Here is a 15,394-nt window from a genome sequence, read left to right on the forward strand (position 1 = left end):
CTGGCATCTACTACCAAGGGAGGAGTTTTTCGCCCCCATCGCAGCATTCAATGGGTGAGAGTTAGTGTCTACATTGGATGGGTAAACGCGATTGCCCCCCCGTTGGCGAGTGATAAATAAACATGAGGTCGAAGCCATGATCTACGCACAACCAGGAACAGAAGGTTCCGCCGTTTCTTTTAAATCCCGTTATGGAAATTACATTGGCGGTGAGTGGGTTGCCCCGGTAAAAGGGCAGTATTTTGATAACATTACCCCTGTAACGGGTGATGTTATCTGTGAAATCCCGCGGTCGTCTGCAGAAGATATCGAGCTGGCGCTCGACGCGGCGCACAAGGCAGCCCCCGCGTGGGGACGTACCTCGGCTCAAGAGCGCTCAAATATCCTTTTGAAAATTGCTGATCGCATTGAAGCCAATCTCGAAAAATTGGCGGTTGCGGAAACCTGGGATAATGGTAAAGCCGTCCGTGAAACCCTGAACGCCGACATTCCATTGGCCGCTGATCACTTCCGTTACTTTGCTGGTTGCATTCGCGCCCAGGAAGGCCATATGGGCGAAATTGATAACAACACCGTGGCGTACCACTTCCACGAGCCGTTAGGCGTGGTCGGGCAGATTATCCCCTGGAACTTCCCAATACTTATGGCTGCCTGGAAGCTAGGCCCATGCCTGGCGGCGGGTAACTGTACTGTGCTGAAGCCGGCCGAGCAGACACCTGCGAGCATACTGGTGTTGATGGAAGTCATCGGCGACCTGCTGCCGCCGGGTGTGCTCAACGTGGTTAACGGTTACGGCATTGAAGCTGGCCAAGCGCTGGCGACCAGTAAGCGTATTGCCAAAATCGCCTTTACCGGCTCAACACCGGTTGGGTCGCACATCCTTAAATGCGCGGCTGAAAATATCATCCCCTCTACCGTGGAACTGGGTGGCAAGTCACCGAATATTTACTTCTCTGACGTGATGAAGGCCGAGCCTGAATTCATCGACAAGTGTGTGGAAGGTCTGGTTCTGGCTTTCTTCAATCAGGGTGAAGTGTGTACCTGTCCGTCACGCGCGATAGTGCAGGAAGACATGTACGACGAATTTATAGAAAAAGTGGTCGCCCGCACCAAGGCAATCAAACGCGGCAACCCGCTGGACACCGATGTGCAGGTTGGCGCTCAGGCCAGCAAGGAACAGTTCGACAAGATCCTGTCGTACCTTGAAATTGGCAAGCAGGAAGGTGCTCAGGTGTTGACCGGCGGTGACCGAGAACAAATGGAAGGCGAGTTTGCTAACGGCTTCTACATCCAGCCCACGCTGTTTAAGGGCGATAACAAGATGCGCGTTTTCCAGGAGGAGATCTTCGGCCCGGTTGTGGGGGTAACCACCTTCAAAACCGAGGAAGAGGCGCTCGCCATCGCTAACGACACCGAGTTTGGTCTGGGTGCGGGGGTTTGGTCCCGTGACACCCATGTTGCCTATCGTATGGGTCGCCAGATCCAGGCCGGTCGGGTGTGGATGAACTGCTACCACGCGTACCCAGCCCACGCTGCCTTTGGTGGTTACAAGAAATCCGGTATTGGTCGCGAAACCCATAAGCTGGCGCTGGATCACTACCAGCAAACCAAATGCATGTTGACCAGTTACGACATTAATCCGCTGGGCTTTTTCTGATTGTAATGCTACCGGCCAGCTCCTCCACACAGGTTGGTTGGTAAACTGCACAGGGAATGTGCGCCTTCTTTCCCCGGCGTCTGTCGGGGAGTTTTTGTGGAGACCCTGGCATCTGTGTCGCTCTCTTTTGGCCCTTCGCGGGCCCTTTTTTTTCTCAGGATTGCTGTTGTATCGCTCTGCGCCCTTTAGTTGCTGCCAGACTGCAACTAAAGGCGACCTGAAAACAGTGCGAAAGTACCATGTTGGTGGCTTGCGGCTGCCTTTAGGATGGAGTTTGGGGATGCGGTGACCATCACCGAACGTTTCCTGATGCCCGAATAATCATGACAAAAGAGGTGAGCATTATGTGGACAAAGCCAGCTTATGAAGACCTGCGTATTGGTTTCGAAGTCACTATGTACTTCGCCAACCGCTGAAGACTGAAGCGGCCAGTGCCCAAGCGCCGGCCGCTTTACTTTCGGAGCTTCTGCTTATGTATCTTCAGGTTCTTGGTTCGGCGGCAGGTGGCGGTTTTCCTCAGTGGAACTGCAATTGCGCCAATTGCGATGGCTTGCGAAAGGGCACTATTAACGCTCGTGCACGCACACAGTCGTCCATAGCCGTCAGTCAAGACGGCGAGCGCTGGATTCTGTTCAATGCTTCCCCCGATATACGTGCTCAGTTGGCAATGTTTCCAGCTATGCAGCCGGCGCGCGCCCTGCGTGATACCGGTATTGAGGCCGTGGTGCTGATGGACAGCCAGGTGGATCATACGACGGGCCTGTTAACGCTGCGAGAAGGGCTACCACTTGATCTATGGTGTACGGCGCAGGTACACGAAGACCTCAGTTCCGGCTTTCCGCTGTTCCCGATGCTAGCGCACTGGAACGGTGGGTTGCGCTGGCAAGAAATCCCGCTTGATGACGGAGCGCCAGAAGCCTTTGTTGTTCCTTGCGCCCCGAATCTGAAACTGACGGCTATTCCCCTGTTGAGTAATGCGCCGCCGTATTCGCCGCGAAGGGATCAGCCCCACCCAGGCGATAATATTGGCATTTTTATCGAGGACACACGTACGGGTAACACTGTGCTATACGCTCCCGGGCTAGGTAAGCCCGATGCGAACATTCTGCAGTGGATGCGCAAAGCCGACGTTCTGATGGTGGATGGCACGGTGTGGCACAACGACGAAATGATCCGCCAGAAAGTAGGCACCAAAACCGGTCAGGCCATGGGCCATCTGGCCCAGAGTGGCCCGGGCGGGATGATTGAGGTACTGGATTCTGTGCCCGCCAAGTATAAGATTCTGATCCACATCAACAACACGAATCCGATTCTGAATGAAGACTCTGATGAGCGAGCGCAATTGATTCAGCACGGCATCGATGTGGCTTGGGACGGAATGCATATTGATCTGTCGGAGAAGCTATGAGCGCCATCGTCAATACTGCCATGAACGCGACAGAGTTTGAGCGAGTGCTGCGCAGCAAGGGGCAGTATTACCATATTCACCACCCGTATCACCGGGCCATGTATGGCGGACAATGCAGCCCTGAACAGGTCCGGGGCTGGGTAGCCAACCGGTATTATTACCAAATCATGATTCCGCGCAAAGACGCCGCCATCATGGCTAATTGCCCAGACGCCGAGGTTCGCCAACAGTGGTTGCAACGCATTCTTGATCACGACGGTCACCACGGAGATGCGGGCGGCATCGAAGCCTGGTTGTGCTTGGCGGAGGCTGTAGGGCTTACCCGAAAAGAGGTGATTGACCAGCGTCATGTGCTGCCAGGTGTGCGTTTTGCGGTAGATGCCTACCTGAACTTTGCGCGCCGCGCCAGCTGGCAGGAGGCAGCGTGTTCCTCCCTTACGGAACTGTTTGCACCGGAAATTCACCAGTCCCGCCTGGACAGTTGGCCGCAGCATTATCCGTGGATAGACGAGTCTGGTTACCACTATTTCCGCAAGCGCCTCTCGGAAGCCCGTCGCGATGTTGAGCACGGCCTGGCGATTACGCTTGAGCATTTCACCACCGCCCCCGAGCAGGCCAGAGCCCTTGATATCCTGCAGTTCAAGCTGGATATTTTGTGGAGCCTTCTGGACGCACTCACGATGGCTTACAGCCATAACACACCACCGTTTCACACGGTGACTGATCAGCAAATCTGGCATCGGGGGCTGTAATGGCAAATCTGGCAGAAAATGCGATCAAAACGACAGACACCCCTCGTTTTCGTCGCGGGTTTCGGTTCCAGTGGGAGCCTGCGCAGAACGGTTATGTGTTGCTGTACCCTGAGGGTATGGTGAAGCTTAATGAGAGCGCCGGTGCGATACTGGGCGAAATTGACGGCCAGCGTTGCGTGCAGGATATTGTGACTGCGCTAGAGGCAGCGTTTCCTCAAACCGGTGCTCTTGAAGGCGACGTGATCGAATTTCTGGACCACGCCAGGCAGCAACACTGGATTGAACTCTCATGACCTCTCTGACCTCCAGTTCGACTGGACAGAAGCCAGCCAGCATTGGCCCCCCGTTGTGGCTGCTCGCCGAGCTGACCTATCGTTGCCCTCTGCAATGTCCGTATTGCTCGAACCCTCTGGATTTTGCCCAGACCCAGAGTGAGCTCAGCACTGAGGCGTGGGTCAGGGTGCTGCGCCAGGGGCGTGAAATGGGCGCGGCACAACTGGGGTTTTCCGGGGGCGAGCCGCTGGTGCGCCAGGATCTGGGAGAACTGATTGCCGAGGCACGCCATCTGGGGTATTACAGCAACCTGATCACGTCTGGCTTAGGGCTGACCCAGGCCAAAGTTGAGTCGTTTGCCGAAGCCGGGCTGGATCATATTCAGGTTAGCTTCCAGGCATCAGATCCGGAATTGAATAATGCTGTTGCCGGCTCTCGCAAGGCGTTTGAGCAAAAGCTGGCGATGGCGCACGCGGTGAAAGAAGCCGGGTACCCCATGGTTCTCAACTTTGTGATTCACCGCCATAATATCCATCAGATGAATGACATAGTTGCATTGTGTGATCGCCTGGGCGCAGATTACGTCGAGCTGGCCACGTGTCAGTACTACGGCTGGGCTTTCAAGAATCGTGAAGGGCTGATGCCGTCGCGGGCACAGCTGGAAAAAGCCGAGCATGAAGTGAATCAGAATCGGGCCCGCCTGATGGACGAAGGCTCGGCCATGAAGCTGATTTTTGTTACCCCCGATTACTATGAAGAACGCCCAAAACCTTGCATGAATGGCTGGGGCAGTCTTTTTTTGACGGTGGCTCCAGACGGCACCGCCTTACCCTGCCACAGCGCTCGCCTGCTGCCGATCGACTTCCCCAATGTGCGCGATAAAAACTTGAAGCACATCTGGTACGAAAGCTCAGGTTTTAATCATTATCGTGGCGATAGCTGGATGCCAGAGCCGTGTCAGTCCTGTGATGAAAAGGAAAAGGATTTTGGTGGCTGTCGTTGCCAGGCATTTTTGCTTACCGGCAATGCCGATAACGCAGATCCGGTGTGCAGCAAGTCGCCCCATCACGATCGCATTCTGGCCGCCCGTCAAGCCGCTGACCATGCTACCGCAGGTATAGAGGAGCTGACCTATCGCAACGCCGGCAACTCCCGTTTATTCTTCCGCAGTTGAGTCGCCCGTCGGCTTATTGAGTGCGACTGAGGCGTGCGCTGGTTATATCCAACGCAGTGGCTTGGTCGCTTCGCAAGCCGGCGTATTCTGGCTGCAAAGTGACCCTGACAGTGGCGCGAATCAAGTTTGGCAGATACGTAACCAGACTTCGACCCCATTGGCTACGCCATACCTGAACATTCGCAGCCGGGTGAATGGGTATGGCGGCGGTGCTTTGGCGGCGGCTCCGGATGGCGCGTTTGTAGTCACTGGCGATCAGCACATCTGTTTTATTGCCAGCGAAGAAAGCAGCAGTCAGGTGCTGACCACCGATGCGGCGGCTTATGGCGGCCTGGTGTCAGACCCGTTGCGACAGCGTGTGCTGGCGGTACGTGAAACCGGTGAGGGAGTTGCAGAGGGTCGACAGCAACTGGTGGCGCTGGTGCGCACGGGTGAGTTGACGGTGCTGCATGAAGGTGAAGACTTTTACGGTGCGCCGGCACTCACAGCTGATGGTAAAAAAATTGCCTGGGTGACTTGGCAATTGCCTGATATGCCTTGGTTACGTACTCGCCTGTGGACAGCAAATGTTACTGAAAGCGGCACGTTAGAGCATGTTCAGAGTCATCCGCCGCCCAATGAAGGTTCTATTCAACAGCCTGTTTTTTTCGGTCAGGCATTGTGGGTTTTGTCTGACCATGAAGGTTGGTGGCAACCTTGGCAGGTGGATTATCAGAACGCAGAAAGTGGCTGGCTAAAAGCTGCGGCTGCGCCCGAACGAGACCACGCCAATGCGCCCTGGCAGCTCGGTGAAAGTCACCACTGCCCATTGCCTGGCGATTGTTGGGCCCGGGTCCGTTATCACGACGGATACGGTGAGTTGTGGCTCTCTGGTCCAGACTGCTCAGAACCGGTGCGCATTTCCCCGGATTTTAGCGATTTTCGCAGCTTGTGCACGACCAACGGCATTCTGTATGCGATCGCAAGATCGCCACATCGCCTCGATGCGGTTCTTCGTATCGATCCGCTCAGCGCCCAGGCCCATGTTATTGCGGGTGGGGAGCCCGCACTTCCCGGGCACACCCTGGTGCGTCCTGTAGCATTCAGAGTGCCGGCTGTCGGTGTGGAGCTGGAGCCTCCCCAGGGTTTTCTATATGCGCCACTGACGGCGGATAATCAACCACCAAAATTGATTCTCATAGCCCATGGTGGGCCTACCTCTGCAGCCTACCCGGTGTTCAACCCTCAGATACAATTCTGGTGCCAGCGGGGCTTTGCCGTAGCCGAGGTGAACTACCGCGGCAGCAGTGGATTCGGCCGTGCCTTCCGCTTAGCCTTGGCGGAACGGTGGGGTGAGTTGGATGTAGAGGACATGGCGCGCGCAGTGGATTGCCTGGTTGGCGCCGGGCGGGCAGACCCCGAGCGGGTATTTATCCAAGGTCGTAGTTCTGGTGGCTACACGGCTCTGATGGCATTGAGCACAGATCATCGCTACAGCGCCGGTGCCAGCCTGTTTGGCGTTACTGATCCGACCCGGTTGCGACGTATGACACACCGCTTTGAATCCGGCTATTTGGATTGGCTTTTAGGCGATCCCGAGGAACATCCACAGCGCTGGCAAATGCGCACGCCCAGGCTGCGCGCGGCCGCAATGGTTGCGCCGGTGATCTTTTTTCAGGGAGGGCAAGACAAGGTGGTTGTGCCGGAGCAAACCCGCGCCATGGTGTCAGCAATGCACAAAGCCGGACAGGACCCGGAGCTGCACTGGTTTCAGGACGAGGGCCATGGTTTTTTACAGCCGGCGAATCAGGCCGTCATGCTTGAGCGACTCTATCGTTTTTATCAAAGGCATAGCCGAAAGCCCAGTGAATGCACACAAAGCTTGAGTTAAACTCTCAACTATTACGATAAAAACAAATATAACGTTGAGTGCGTTTTCATGGGTCATGACATATCTGCATTAAGAAAGTTTGTCTCGCCAGAGATTGTATTTGGAGCCGGGTCGCGCAAGTCGGTTGCCAACTTCGCCAGTAATTTCGGTGGAAAGCATGTGTTTTTGGTGTCAGACCCAGGTGTTTCGGCAGCCGGCTGGGTGGGCGAAATCGTTACCTTACTGGCCGACGTAGGTATCCGCACTACGGTTTATACCGGGGTTTCTGCGAATCCCCGGGTTGATGAGGTCATGGCTGGCGCAGAGCTCTACAAATCCTCAGAGTGTGACGTGATTGTTGCTATAGGCGGCGGCAGCCCGATGGACTGCGCCAAAGGCATTGGCATTGTTGTCAGTGATGGTCGGCACATTCTGGATTTTGAGGGGGTGGATACCATCGACCACCCGCCGCCACCGATGATCCTGATTCCAACAACCGCCGGTACCTCAGCCGACGTGTCACAGTTTGCGATCATTTCTGACCCCAAACGTCGCTTCAAGTTTTCCATCATCAGCAAAGCGATCGTGCCGGATGTCTCGCTGATCGATCCGGAAGTGACCGAAACCATGAGTAGCTATCTGACCGCCTGCACCGGGGTAGATGCTCTGGTTCATGCCATAGAAGCCTACGTGTCAACCGGCAGTGGGCCACTGACAGACTCACATGCACTCGAAGCCATCCGTTTGATTAACCGTAATCTGGAGCCGTTGGTAGCAAATACCGCAGATCCGTATTTGCGTGAGCAAATCATGCTGGCTTCCATGCAGGCTGGCCTGGCATTCTCCAACGCAATCCTCGGGGCTGTTCATGCAATGTCACATAGCCTGGGAGGCTTTCTGGATTTGCCCCATGGCTTGTGCAACGCCATGCTGTTAGAGCACGTGGTGGCTTATAACTTCCGTTCTGCGGAGGAGCGTTTTCGCCGGGTTGCGGAGGCTATGGATATCGACACCCGCGGTATGGGCCGGTCAGAAATTCAGAAGCGACTGATGAACCGTATCATCCTGCTCAAACGCACCGTCGGCCTGGAAGCGAAGCTCTCTGAGTTGGGCGTCAGCGTGTCTGATATTCCGTCCCTTTCGGGATTTGCCTTACAGGATCCGTGCATTTTGACCAATCCCCGTAAGTCATCACTCAGAGACGTTCAGGTTGTTTATGAAGAAGCCCTCTGAGCGAACGGGTGACTATGGCATCAGCGACCTGCTGGGGCTTGGCAGTCAGTCTGCCCGCAAGAGCTACTATCCGGCACTGCTAAAGCAGATAGAGGAGTTGGAGCAGGAGCGAAACCGCTACAAGTGGCTTTTCGAAAGGGCGTTACACGGCATTTTCCAGGGTGATTTACGGGGCGGTTTTTTAGCCTGCAACCCGGCCATGGCCAAGATTTGCGGGTACTCAAGTCCTCAGGATCTGCAAGCCCGTGTTATTCGTTTGCGTGAGCAGCTTTTTTGCAGTGCCAGTGAGTTCGACACGCTGCGCCAGGAATTACTTGATAATGGCAGCATAAGTGCGCGCGAGATTCGCCTGTGTCGTGCCGACAATACTGCCGTTGACGTGGCGATCACCCTGTTAAGAAGGCCCGATTTAGGCCCAGAGGTGGTTGAGGCATTTGTGGCAGATATATCCGAGCGGGTTCAGGCGCGGAAAGAACTGGTGCAGATTAACGCCGATCTTGAATGCCGGGTAAAAGACCGCACTCAAGCGCTGCAAGAAGCCAACGTTGGATTGCATTTCCAGATCGCCGAACGCGAAAAGGCTGAGCGTGAGTTGGTGATTGCTGCAGAAGCTGCGGCGGATGCTGTTCGTAGCAAAGACAAATACCTGGCAGCGGCCAGCCATGACTTGCTGCAGCCTCTGAACGCGGCGCGCCTGACTATTTCGGCACTCCAGGACAGCGCACTGCCGGCAGAGGAGGCGAGGATGGTGCATCAGGTGCACCGCGCTCTGGAGGGGGCAGAGGATTTACTGGCAGACCTGTTGGATATATCGAAACTGGATCAGAAGGCAATGGTGCCGGACTTGGCCTTGACTGACATAGCTGCTTTGGCCAAGGGGCTGGGTCAGGAATTTGAATCCGTAGCGGCGAATGCCGGCATTGGGCTAAGTGTGCGCACAATTCCGGCGCTCGCGAAAACAGATCAGCGCATGCTCACGCGGATTCTTCGCAACTTGCTGAGTAATGCTTTCCGCTACACCCGCAGTGGACGTGTTCTGTTGGCTTTGCGGGCCCGCCACGATAGCCTGCGCATTGAAGTGTGGGATACCGGTGTAGGCATTGAAGAAAGCAAATTACAGGATATTTTCACAGAATTTCATCAGTTATTGCCACAGGGAACGGGCGGCCGCCAAGGTGCCGGGCTTGGTTTGGCCATTGTTGACCGTATGGTGTCGGTGTTGGGCTACCAGATGGACGTTGTGTCACGGCCGGGACGAGGCTCACGATTTTCGCTACAGTTACCGGTTGAGGTGCACACGGTTGCCAGCAAAATCGAACAGCCTTTAGCTGCTGCAGTGCCTGGTTTAGCTGGCACCCGGGTGTTGGTGATTGATAACGAACCAGCCGTGCTTGAGAGTATGAAACTGATATTGGAGCGTTGGGGCTGTTTAGTGATTGCCAGTCCTGACGAACGCCAGGCTTTGGAGTACCTGCAGCAATCAAAAGAGGTGCCGGCTGCGATGCTGGCCGACTATCATCTTGATGATGAAAAAACAGGCTGGCAGGCAATTGAGGCTGTACGCACGTTATTGGGTAAGCGATTGCCTGCGGCGCTGGTTACAGCAGACTGCAGCTATGAACTGCGCAAGCAGATGCGAGCGCATCATTTGCCTATCTTGAACAAACCGGTAAAGCCCAATCGCTTGCGGGCATTGCTGACAAGTTTACTTTCCGAGAATTAGCACAATGCCCTTGCCAGTAGGAGTCGCACTGTAAGCGAGGAAGCGTGGATTACCGGCCGCAGAAATCGACCAGCAAAAGAAGGCTGAACTCAATCCCAGTAGGGCGGATCGCCAAAATATCCATCGATAAAATCAACAAAACTCCGAACCTTGCTCGCCAAGAGCTGCCGGTGCGCATACACCGCGTAGAGCCCCATGGTTTCGGGTTCGTACTCCTGCAGGATAACCTGCAGCTTTCCTTCCTTGATTGCCGGGCCTGAGATAAACGTAGGCTGCAAGGCGATCCCTGCGCCGGCAATAGCGGCTTTAACCAGCACATCTCCGTTGTTGCTGGTCATACCGTTGCTGTCGTTCTGACCGTTGTTTTGCAGCCACCGATGTAAGGGTTGACCGGCATCCAGCTCGATGTAGCTGTAACGCAGGTAGCGGTGCCCCTGAAGATCTTCAAGGTGTTGCGGAGTGCCGTTTTGTTTGAGGTAGGCAGGTGAGGCGCACACCACCATCCGAATCGGTGCAATCCGTTTGGCGATCAGTGAAGAGCTTTTCAAGTGGCCGATCCGCAGGACTACGTCGAATCCCTCCTCAACCACGTCTACCTTCCGATCGTTCAGCTGCAAATCGATGCCTACGCCCGGGTGAGCCTTCTGAAACTCGCTCAGCAACGGCGCCATATGGCGGATAGCGAAGGATACGGGTGCACTGATCCTCAGTAGGCCGCGAGCTTCGGTTTGCAGGTCTCCAATCTGGCTCTCCATGTCATCAATATCGTTCAGCACCTGTTGCGCTCGCTGATGATAGCTGGTGCCCGCCTCAGTCAGGTGAATCTGCCGGGTAGTGCGGTTGAGCAAGCGCACACCCAGGTGTTGCTCAAGCTGGGAAACGTACTTGCTGACCAGCTGTGGGGACATGTCCAGCCTGTCGGCAGCGCGGGTGAAGGCGCCTTCATTCACCACCGTAACGAAGGCGCGCATGGCATCGATACGATCCATAATTTCATCCTGGCTCTCTGACGTGACTTTTGTCGATTATTAATGCTGTGTTGATAGTGAGGCAATGATTTCTATCTTATTCTTTCGATTAGGCGATAGTAAAGTAGGTTCATCATCTGGAGCGAGGCTTCAGGGGAAATCAACAAATCCATATTCGAGGAATTACGATGAGCTCCAAATTTACACAAGCATTGTTCGATTCCAACGGCGGTTACGCATCGCTGATTCTACGGGTACCGGTTGGTCTGACTTTGGCGGCACACGGCGCGCAGAAACTCTTCGGCTGGTTCGGCGGCTATGGTCTGGAAGGAACCGGTCAGTGGATGGCCAGCCTCGGCCTGGAGCCCGGCTATCTGATGGCCTTGATGGCCGGCGGTGCGGAGTTCTTCGGTGGACTGGCATTGGTTTTGGGGCTGCTGACACGCCCGGCTGCTGTGGTTGTAGCCTTCGCCATGCTGATTGCTATATTCGCGGTGCATATTGGCAACGGCCTGTTCATGGCCAACAACGGTTATGAGTTCGCCTTGACCTTGTTTGTGGTCTCTGTCGCCCTCGCTATCCAGGGTGCCGGGCGGTTCGCACTGGACCAGAAGCTTCTGGAACGTTTCGGTGGTGTTGGCCGATAACATAAACCCAATTATCGAGGTCGATTATGCAAGCCTTACAGTTCTCAGCAACCGGCTCACTCGATTCGTTGCAATTAAACGACCTGCCCACGCCTGTTCCTGGCGCCGAGGAGGTTCTGGTTGAGGTTCGGGCGGCGGGCCTGAACCCCAGCGATTTGAAGAATGTTCTCGGGCGTTTTCCCTACACCACTACGCCGCGCATTCCCGGCAGGGACTTTTCAGGTGTTGTTGTGGAGGGGCCGCCAGAGCTTCAGGGTAAGGCTGTCTGGGGCGGCACGGGTAAAGGCTTCAGCTTCACCCGTGACGGCTGTCACGCTCAGTATGTGGTTGTGCCGGCAAACGCAGTTGCGCCCAAGCCGGAATCGCTAACCTTTGCTCAGGCGGCTACCTTCGGCGTTCCGTACATCACTGCGTGGGATGCTCTGGAGCGAAGCCAGGTTCAAGCGGGCACCCGGTTCCTGATTATTGGTGCCGGTGCGGTGGCAAGAGCAGCGCAGGCACTTGCCAAGGCAAGGGGCGCCAATGTTGTACTGGGTGTACGCCGTGCCGAGGTCGTGCAAGATCTGGCAGCACAAGGTATCAGTGCTTTTCAGTTGCCGCAGGCGGATCAACTGCCAGAGCTGGCGCAAGAACGCTTTCAACAGCACTTGCCCGAAGTCATCTTTGATACCACTGGCTACTGGCTGCCAGCCGCGGTTAATGCGGTGGGTGCGTTCGGGCGTATCGCGGTAATTGCAGCACCGGTGGACGGGTTGATTAGCTTGCCCGTTCTCAACCTTTACCGCCGCGGCGGCTCGATCATCGGCGTCAACTCGCTGCTATACAGCCTGGAAGACTGCGCGAAGATGCTTGAGCGAATAGGCGCAGCGTTTGAGGGTGTTCTACCGATTCCGGACGAGTTTACGGAGCTGCCGCTCTCGGAAGCAGTTGCGGCCTACAACAAGGTAAATGAGGGTGGATCTGAAAAGATCGTCCTGATCCCTTAAGGCAATACGATCTTACCGTCACGATTTACACGAAACAGGAGTTCTTAAAATGATTGAACTTAGACCCCACAGTGAACTCGGCGGTGCCCACCATGGCTGGCTGGATACTCGCCACCATTTTTCGTTCGCCGAATATTACGACCCCAATCGCATGCACTGGGGAAATCTGAGAGTCTGGAATGACGACACCATTGCGCCGCGCTCGGGTTTTCCGCGCCATCCGCATCGCGACATGGAAATCATCACCTATGTGCGCAAAGGTGCCATTACGCACCAGGACAGTCTTGGCAATCGAGGCCGCACTGAGGCCGGCGATGTGCAGGTGATGAGTGCCGGAACAGGCATTGCTCACAGCGAGATGAACGAAGAAGACGAAGCTACACACATTTTCCAGATCTGGATCATGCCCAACGAAGCCGGCCTGCCACCAACCTGGGGCACCAAGCCGTTTCCAAAGGGCGAGCGCAGTGGATCTTTCGTTACCCTCGCCAGTGGTATTCCCGGCGATGATGAGGCCTTGCCGATCCGCACGGATGCCCGCATGGTGGCAGCAACCCTGGAAGCAGGTCAGAGCACCGAGTACCACATCGCTGCAGGGCGCAAGGTCTATCTGGTGCCAGCGACTGGCATGATTGAAATAAACGGAGTGACAGCTTCAGCCGGTGACGGCGTTGCGATCAACGACGAACGACTGCTGAAGGTCAGTGCCCGGGAAGACAGCGAAATCGTGCTGGTAGATGTGGCATAAGCAAACCAAGCAAAACCAAACCAAACTGAAAAGGGGACTCAAAATGACGAAAATTCTGGTTCTTTATTATTCGATGTACGGCCATATGGAAACCATGGCAAACGAAGTAGCCGAAGGCGCTCGCGGAGTCGCTGGAATAGAGGTAACAGTAAAGCGCGTGCCGGAAACCATGGATGCCGAAGCGTTCAAAGCGGCCGGTGGCAAGATTGATCAGAAAGCGCCAGTCGCCACGCCAACAGAGCTGGCAGACTACGATGCCATTATCGTTGGCACGCCCACCCGCTTCGGCAACATGGCCGGGCAGGTGCGTACCTTCTTCGACCAGACCGGTGGCCTTTGGGCGAAAGGTGCTCTGGCGGGCAAGGTAGCCAGTGTGTTCACGTCGACTGGCACTGGTGGTGGCCAGGAAATGACCATCACCTCCACCTGGACGACCCTTGCACACCACGGCATGGTCATCGTTCCAATCGGCTACACCACGCCAGCGCTGTTTGATGTCTCACAAGTGGGTGGCGGCACCCCTTATGGTGCATCAACGATTGCAGGCGGCGATGGTTCGCGCCAGCCAGACGAGCGTGAGCTCGGCATCGCCCGCCATCAGGGTGAGCATGTTGCAAAAATAGCAGCCAAGCTTAAGGGCTGAAAAAACCTGTCAGGCTAACCACCCCAGGATCTGGTCATGCACAACTTTGTTGTCGAGCAGGTCCAGGTGGTTCAGCTTTTCGAATACACGACAGTCTTCCGGGCGAATTGACAATTTTTTCAAATCATCAGAATGCTGCCCTTTGGCGCTATCCAGCCGAACCAGGAGATCCCCCAGCATCGTGCTGGGGAAATCCGACATATGTTTGCCAATCGCCGCGGCTATGAAATAGTGTCGAGTTCCCTCGCGCAGTGGAACCGGTTTGCGAGAGTCCGGGTGAAAGCCATCCTGATCGATGCCTTTCCAATCATCGTCGAGCAAATTTCCGTGTCGCAGATCCTTGATGCCGGCGCTGGTGTGCCTCCCGAGCGCGAACGGGCTGGCGTAGCGGAACTGCCCCATGACGAAGGTCAGCAGGTGCCCGGCCTTGGCCAGTACGGCGCCGTGGTGAGGTGAGCCAAGGTAAAGTGCATTTTTCAACCGCTTGGTCCAGCGCAAATCAAGCTCATTGCCGTACCAGCAGGCGCTGCGGATAACGAGCCCACCCATGCTGTGGCCAATCAGGGTCAGTTCCTCGACTTCAACCGGCCAGGTTTCAATCAGCCGTTGCAGTTGCTCGCTCAGCTCCTTGCCATTGCTGGAGATATGTCTGCCCGTGTTGTAATTGAGATACAGCGGAGTGAAACCATGGGCACTTTGTAGCTCCGTACCCAGATTCCCTTCGTTGTGTCCTTTCCAGTATTCATGTGAGAGGCATAAGCCGTGAACCAATACCACGATCCGAGGGCTTGCGTTCTGGATCATATCGCTGACATTTGCTGAGCCAGGCTGCAGTGTCTCGCCCTGACTGTTTCTGAAATGCATGCTGATTGCCAGAGGATTGTTGCTGGCTTCCAGATGATCTCCGCACACTCCGTTCAGTGCAGCAGTGACTTTCACGCTTTGTGGCGAGAGTGAGCGCTCTTCTTGCGTTGATAACCCATCAAGTGACCGGTGCAATCCCTGTTTTAGCAACGAGGTGGTCGACTGAATGATCTGGTAAGTGTAGCCACGTCGCACCTCAGGCGTCTTTCCTGCGATGTCTCGCAGCCGGTTCAGTGGATTTACTTCTCTCGCAATCGTGCGATGCATTTTTTCGACGATGTCAGTAACGCCACCGGTAACATCCAGAACCAGTTGAGCCGAACCGTGTAACGATTTGATTGATACCATTCTGTATTCCTCAGACAGTTCTGACTTATGGATACGGGTGGTCGCTCGGTGATGCATTACAACCTACTACAAATGTCGCATTTCTAAGGTTCAAGCGCATGTACAATCGGTGTCAATGTTA

The 15,394-nt window shown here is 55.3% G+C and carries 15 protein-coding genes; 13 read left to right on the top strand and 2 right to left on the bottom strand.

What is annotated here, in order from left to right:
* Positions 1-136: 136 nt before the first annotated feature.
* From ACN0V1_RS16190 to ACN0V1_RS16230, 9 genes are all read left to right on the top strand, one after another.
* The gene (locus tag ACN0V1_RS16190) at positions 137-1,657 is read left to right on the top strand and encodes an aldehyde dehydrogenase family protein (RefSeq protein ID WP_417545982.1); all 1,521 of its coding nucleotides are present in this window, start codon (positions 137-139) and stop codon (positions 1,655-1,657) included.
* Between the two features lie 344 nt (positions 1,658-2,001).
* The gene (gene pqqA / locus ACN0V1_RS16195) at positions 2,002-2,073 is read left to right on the top strand and encodes a pyrroloquinoline quinone precursor peptide PqqA (RefSeq protein WP_007153157.1); all 72 of its coding nucleotides are present in this window, start codon (positions 2,002-2,004) and stop codon (positions 2,071-2,073) included.
* A gap of 56 nt (positions 2,074-2,129) precedes the next feature.
* Positions 2,130-3,065 (top strand): pyrroloquinoline quinone biosynthesis protein PqqB, encoded by a 936-nt coding sequence (gene pqqB, locus ACN0V1_RS16200; RefSeq protein WP_417545983.1) that lies wholly within the window; start codon positions 2,130-2,132, stop codon positions 3,063-3,065.
* Positions 3,062-3,817 carry a pyrroloquinoline-quinone synthase PqqC gene (gene pqqC, locus ACN0V1_RS16205; protein ID WP_417545984.1) on the top strand — a complete coding sequence of 252 codons (756 nt, stop codon included), beginning with the start codon at positions 3,062-3,064 and terminating at the stop codon, positions 3,815-3,817. The genes pqqB and pqqC overlap by 4 nt, the downstream gene beginning before the upstream one ends.
* Entirely contained in the window at positions 3,817-4,110 is a 294-nt protein-coding gene (gene pqqD / locus ACN0V1_RS16210; RefSeq protein ID WP_417545985.1) for a pyrroloquinoline quinone biosynthesis peptide chaperone PqqD, read from the top strand. The genes pqqC and pqqD overlap by 1 nt, the downstream gene beginning before the upstream one ends.
* Positions 4,107-5,264 carry a pyrroloquinoline quinone biosynthesis protein PqqE gene (gene pqqE / locus ACN0V1_RS16215; protein WP_417545986.1) on the top strand — a complete coding sequence of 386 codons (1,158 nt, stop codon included), beginning with the start codon at positions 4,107-4,109 and terminating at the stop codon, positions 5,262-5,264. Before pqqD ends, pqqE begins: the two co-directional genes overlap by 4 nt.
* 157 nt (positions 5,265-5,421) lie before the next feature.
* Entirely contained in the window at positions 5,422-7,134 is a 1,713-nt protein-coding gene (locus tag ACN0V1_RS16220) for an alpha/beta hydrolase family protein (protein WP_417545987.1), read from the top strand.
* A gap of 48 nt (positions 7,135-7,182) precedes the next feature.
* Positions 7,183-8,346, top strand: coding sequence for an alcohol dehydrogenase-like regulatory protein ErcA (gene ercA / locus ACN0V1_RS16225; RefSeq protein WP_417545988.1), 1,164 nt, complete (start codon positions 7,183-7,185; stop codon positions 8,344-8,346).
* Positions 8,330-10,069 (top strand): ATP-binding protein, encoded by a 1,740-nt coding sequence (locus ACN0V1_RS16230; protein ID WP_417545989.1) that lies wholly within the window; start codon positions 8,330-8,332, stop codon positions 10,067-10,069. The genes ercA and ACN0V1_RS16230 overlap by 17 nt, the downstream gene beginning before the upstream one ends.
* Positions 10,070-10,158: 89 nt before the next feature.
* Here the strand turns inward: ACN0V1_RS16230 and ACN0V1_RS16235 are convergent, their stop codons facing one another.
* Positions 10,159-11,058, bottom strand: a complete 900-nt coding sequence (locus ACN0V1_RS16235; protein WP_417545990.1) for a LysR family transcriptional regulator — start codon at positions 11,056-11,058, stop codon at positions 10,159-10,161.
* Between the two features lie 167 nt (positions 11,059-11,225).
* On the opposite strand from ACN0V1_RS16235, the gene ACN0V1_RS16240 reads away from it, so the two are divergent.
* The 4 genes from ACN0V1_RS16240 to wrbA are packed head-to-tail and all read left to right on the top strand — an operon-like array spanning position 11,226 to position 14,061.
* Entirely contained in the window at positions 11,226-11,684 is a 459-nt protein-coding gene (locus ACN0V1_RS16240) for a DoxX family protein (RefSeq protein ID WP_417545991.1), read from the top strand.
* Positions 11,685-11,710: 26 nt separating this feature from the next.
* Positions 11,711-12,670 carry a quinone oxidoreductase family protein gene (locus tag ACN0V1_RS16245; protein WP_417545992.1) on the top strand — a complete coding sequence of 320 codons (960 nt, stop codon included), beginning with the start codon at positions 11,711-11,713 and terminating at the stop codon, positions 12,668-12,670.
* Between the two features lie 49 nt (positions 12,671-12,719).
* A complete protein-coding gene (locus tag ACN0V1_RS16250) occupies positions 12,720-13,418 on the top strand; it encodes a pirin family protein (RefSeq protein ID WP_417545993.1) in 699 nt (232 codons plus the stop codon).
* A 43-nt stretch (positions 13,419-13,461) separates the two neighbouring features.
* Positions 13,462-14,061, top strand: a complete 600-nt coding sequence (wrbA, locus tag ACN0V1_RS16255) for an NAD(P)H:quinone oxidoreductase (RefSeq protein WP_417545994.1) — start codon at positions 13,462-13,464, stop codon at positions 14,059-14,061.
* Between the two features lie 9 nt (positions 14,062-14,070).
* Here wrbA and ACN0V1_RS16260 read toward each other — a convergent pair whose 3' ends face one another.
* Positions 14,071-15,273, bottom strand: a complete 1,203-nt coding sequence (locus ACN0V1_RS16260; RefSeq protein ID WP_417545995.1) for an esterase/lipase family protein — start codon at positions 15,271-15,273, stop codon at positions 14,071-14,073.
* Positions 15,274-15,394 lie beyond the last annotated feature (121 nt).

Origin of the sequence: Marinobacter sp. (assembly GCF_048266785.1) — a bacterium.
Lineage (GTDB): Bacteria > Pseudomonadota > Gammaproteobacteria > Pseudomonadales > Oleiphilaceae > Marinobacter.

Coding starts and splice junctions, on each gene's coding strand:
- ACN0V1_RS16245 (WP_417545992.1), top strand. CDS start 11,711: ATGCAAGCCTTACAGTTCTCAGCAACCGGCTCACTCGATTCGTTGCAA.
- ACN0V1_RS16230 (WP_417545989.1), top strand. CDS start 8,330: ATGAAGAAGCCCTCTGAGCGAACGGGTGACTATGGCATCAGCGACCTG.
- ACN0V1_RS16235 (WP_417545990.1), bottom strand. CDS start 11,058: ATGGATCGTATCGATGCCATGCGCGCCTTCGTTACGGTGGTGAATGAA.
- ACN0V1_RS16250 (WP_417545993.1), top strand. CDS start 12,720: ATGATTGAACTTAGACCCCACAGTGAACTCGGCGGTGCCCACCATGGC.
- pqqC (WP_417545984.1), top strand. CDS start 3,062: ATGAGCGCCATCGTCAATACTGCCATGAACGCGACAGAGTTTGAGCGA.
- wrbA (WP_417545994.1), top strand. CDS start 13,462: ATGACGAAAATTCTGGTTCTTTATTATTCGATGTACGGCCATATGGAA.
- pqqD (WP_417545985.1), top strand. CDS start 3,817: ATGGCAAATCTGGCAGAAAATGCGATCAAAACGACAGACACCCCTCGT.
- ACN0V1_RS16240 (WP_417545991.1), top strand. CDS start 11,226: ATGAGCTCCAAATTTACACAAGCATTGTTCGATTCCAACGGCGGTTAC.
- ercA (WP_417545988.1), top strand. CDS start 7,183: ATGGGTCATGACATATCTGCATTAAGAAAGTTTGTCTCGCCAGAGATT.
- ACN0V1_RS16260 (WP_417545995.1), bottom strand. CDS start 15,273: ATGGTATCAATCAAATCGTTACACGGTTCGGCTCAACTGGTTCTGGAT.
- pqqE (WP_417545986.1), top strand. CDS start 4,107: ATGACCTCTCTGACCTCCAGTTCGACTGGACAGAAGCCAGCCAGCATT.
- pqqB (WP_417545983.1), top strand. CDS start 2,130: ATGTATCTTCAGGTTCTTGGTTCGGCGGCAGGTGGCGGTTTTCCTCAG.
- ACN0V1_RS16190 (WP_417545982.1), top strand. CDS start 137: ATGATCTACGCACAACCAGGAACAGAAGGTTCCGCCGTTTCTTTTAAA.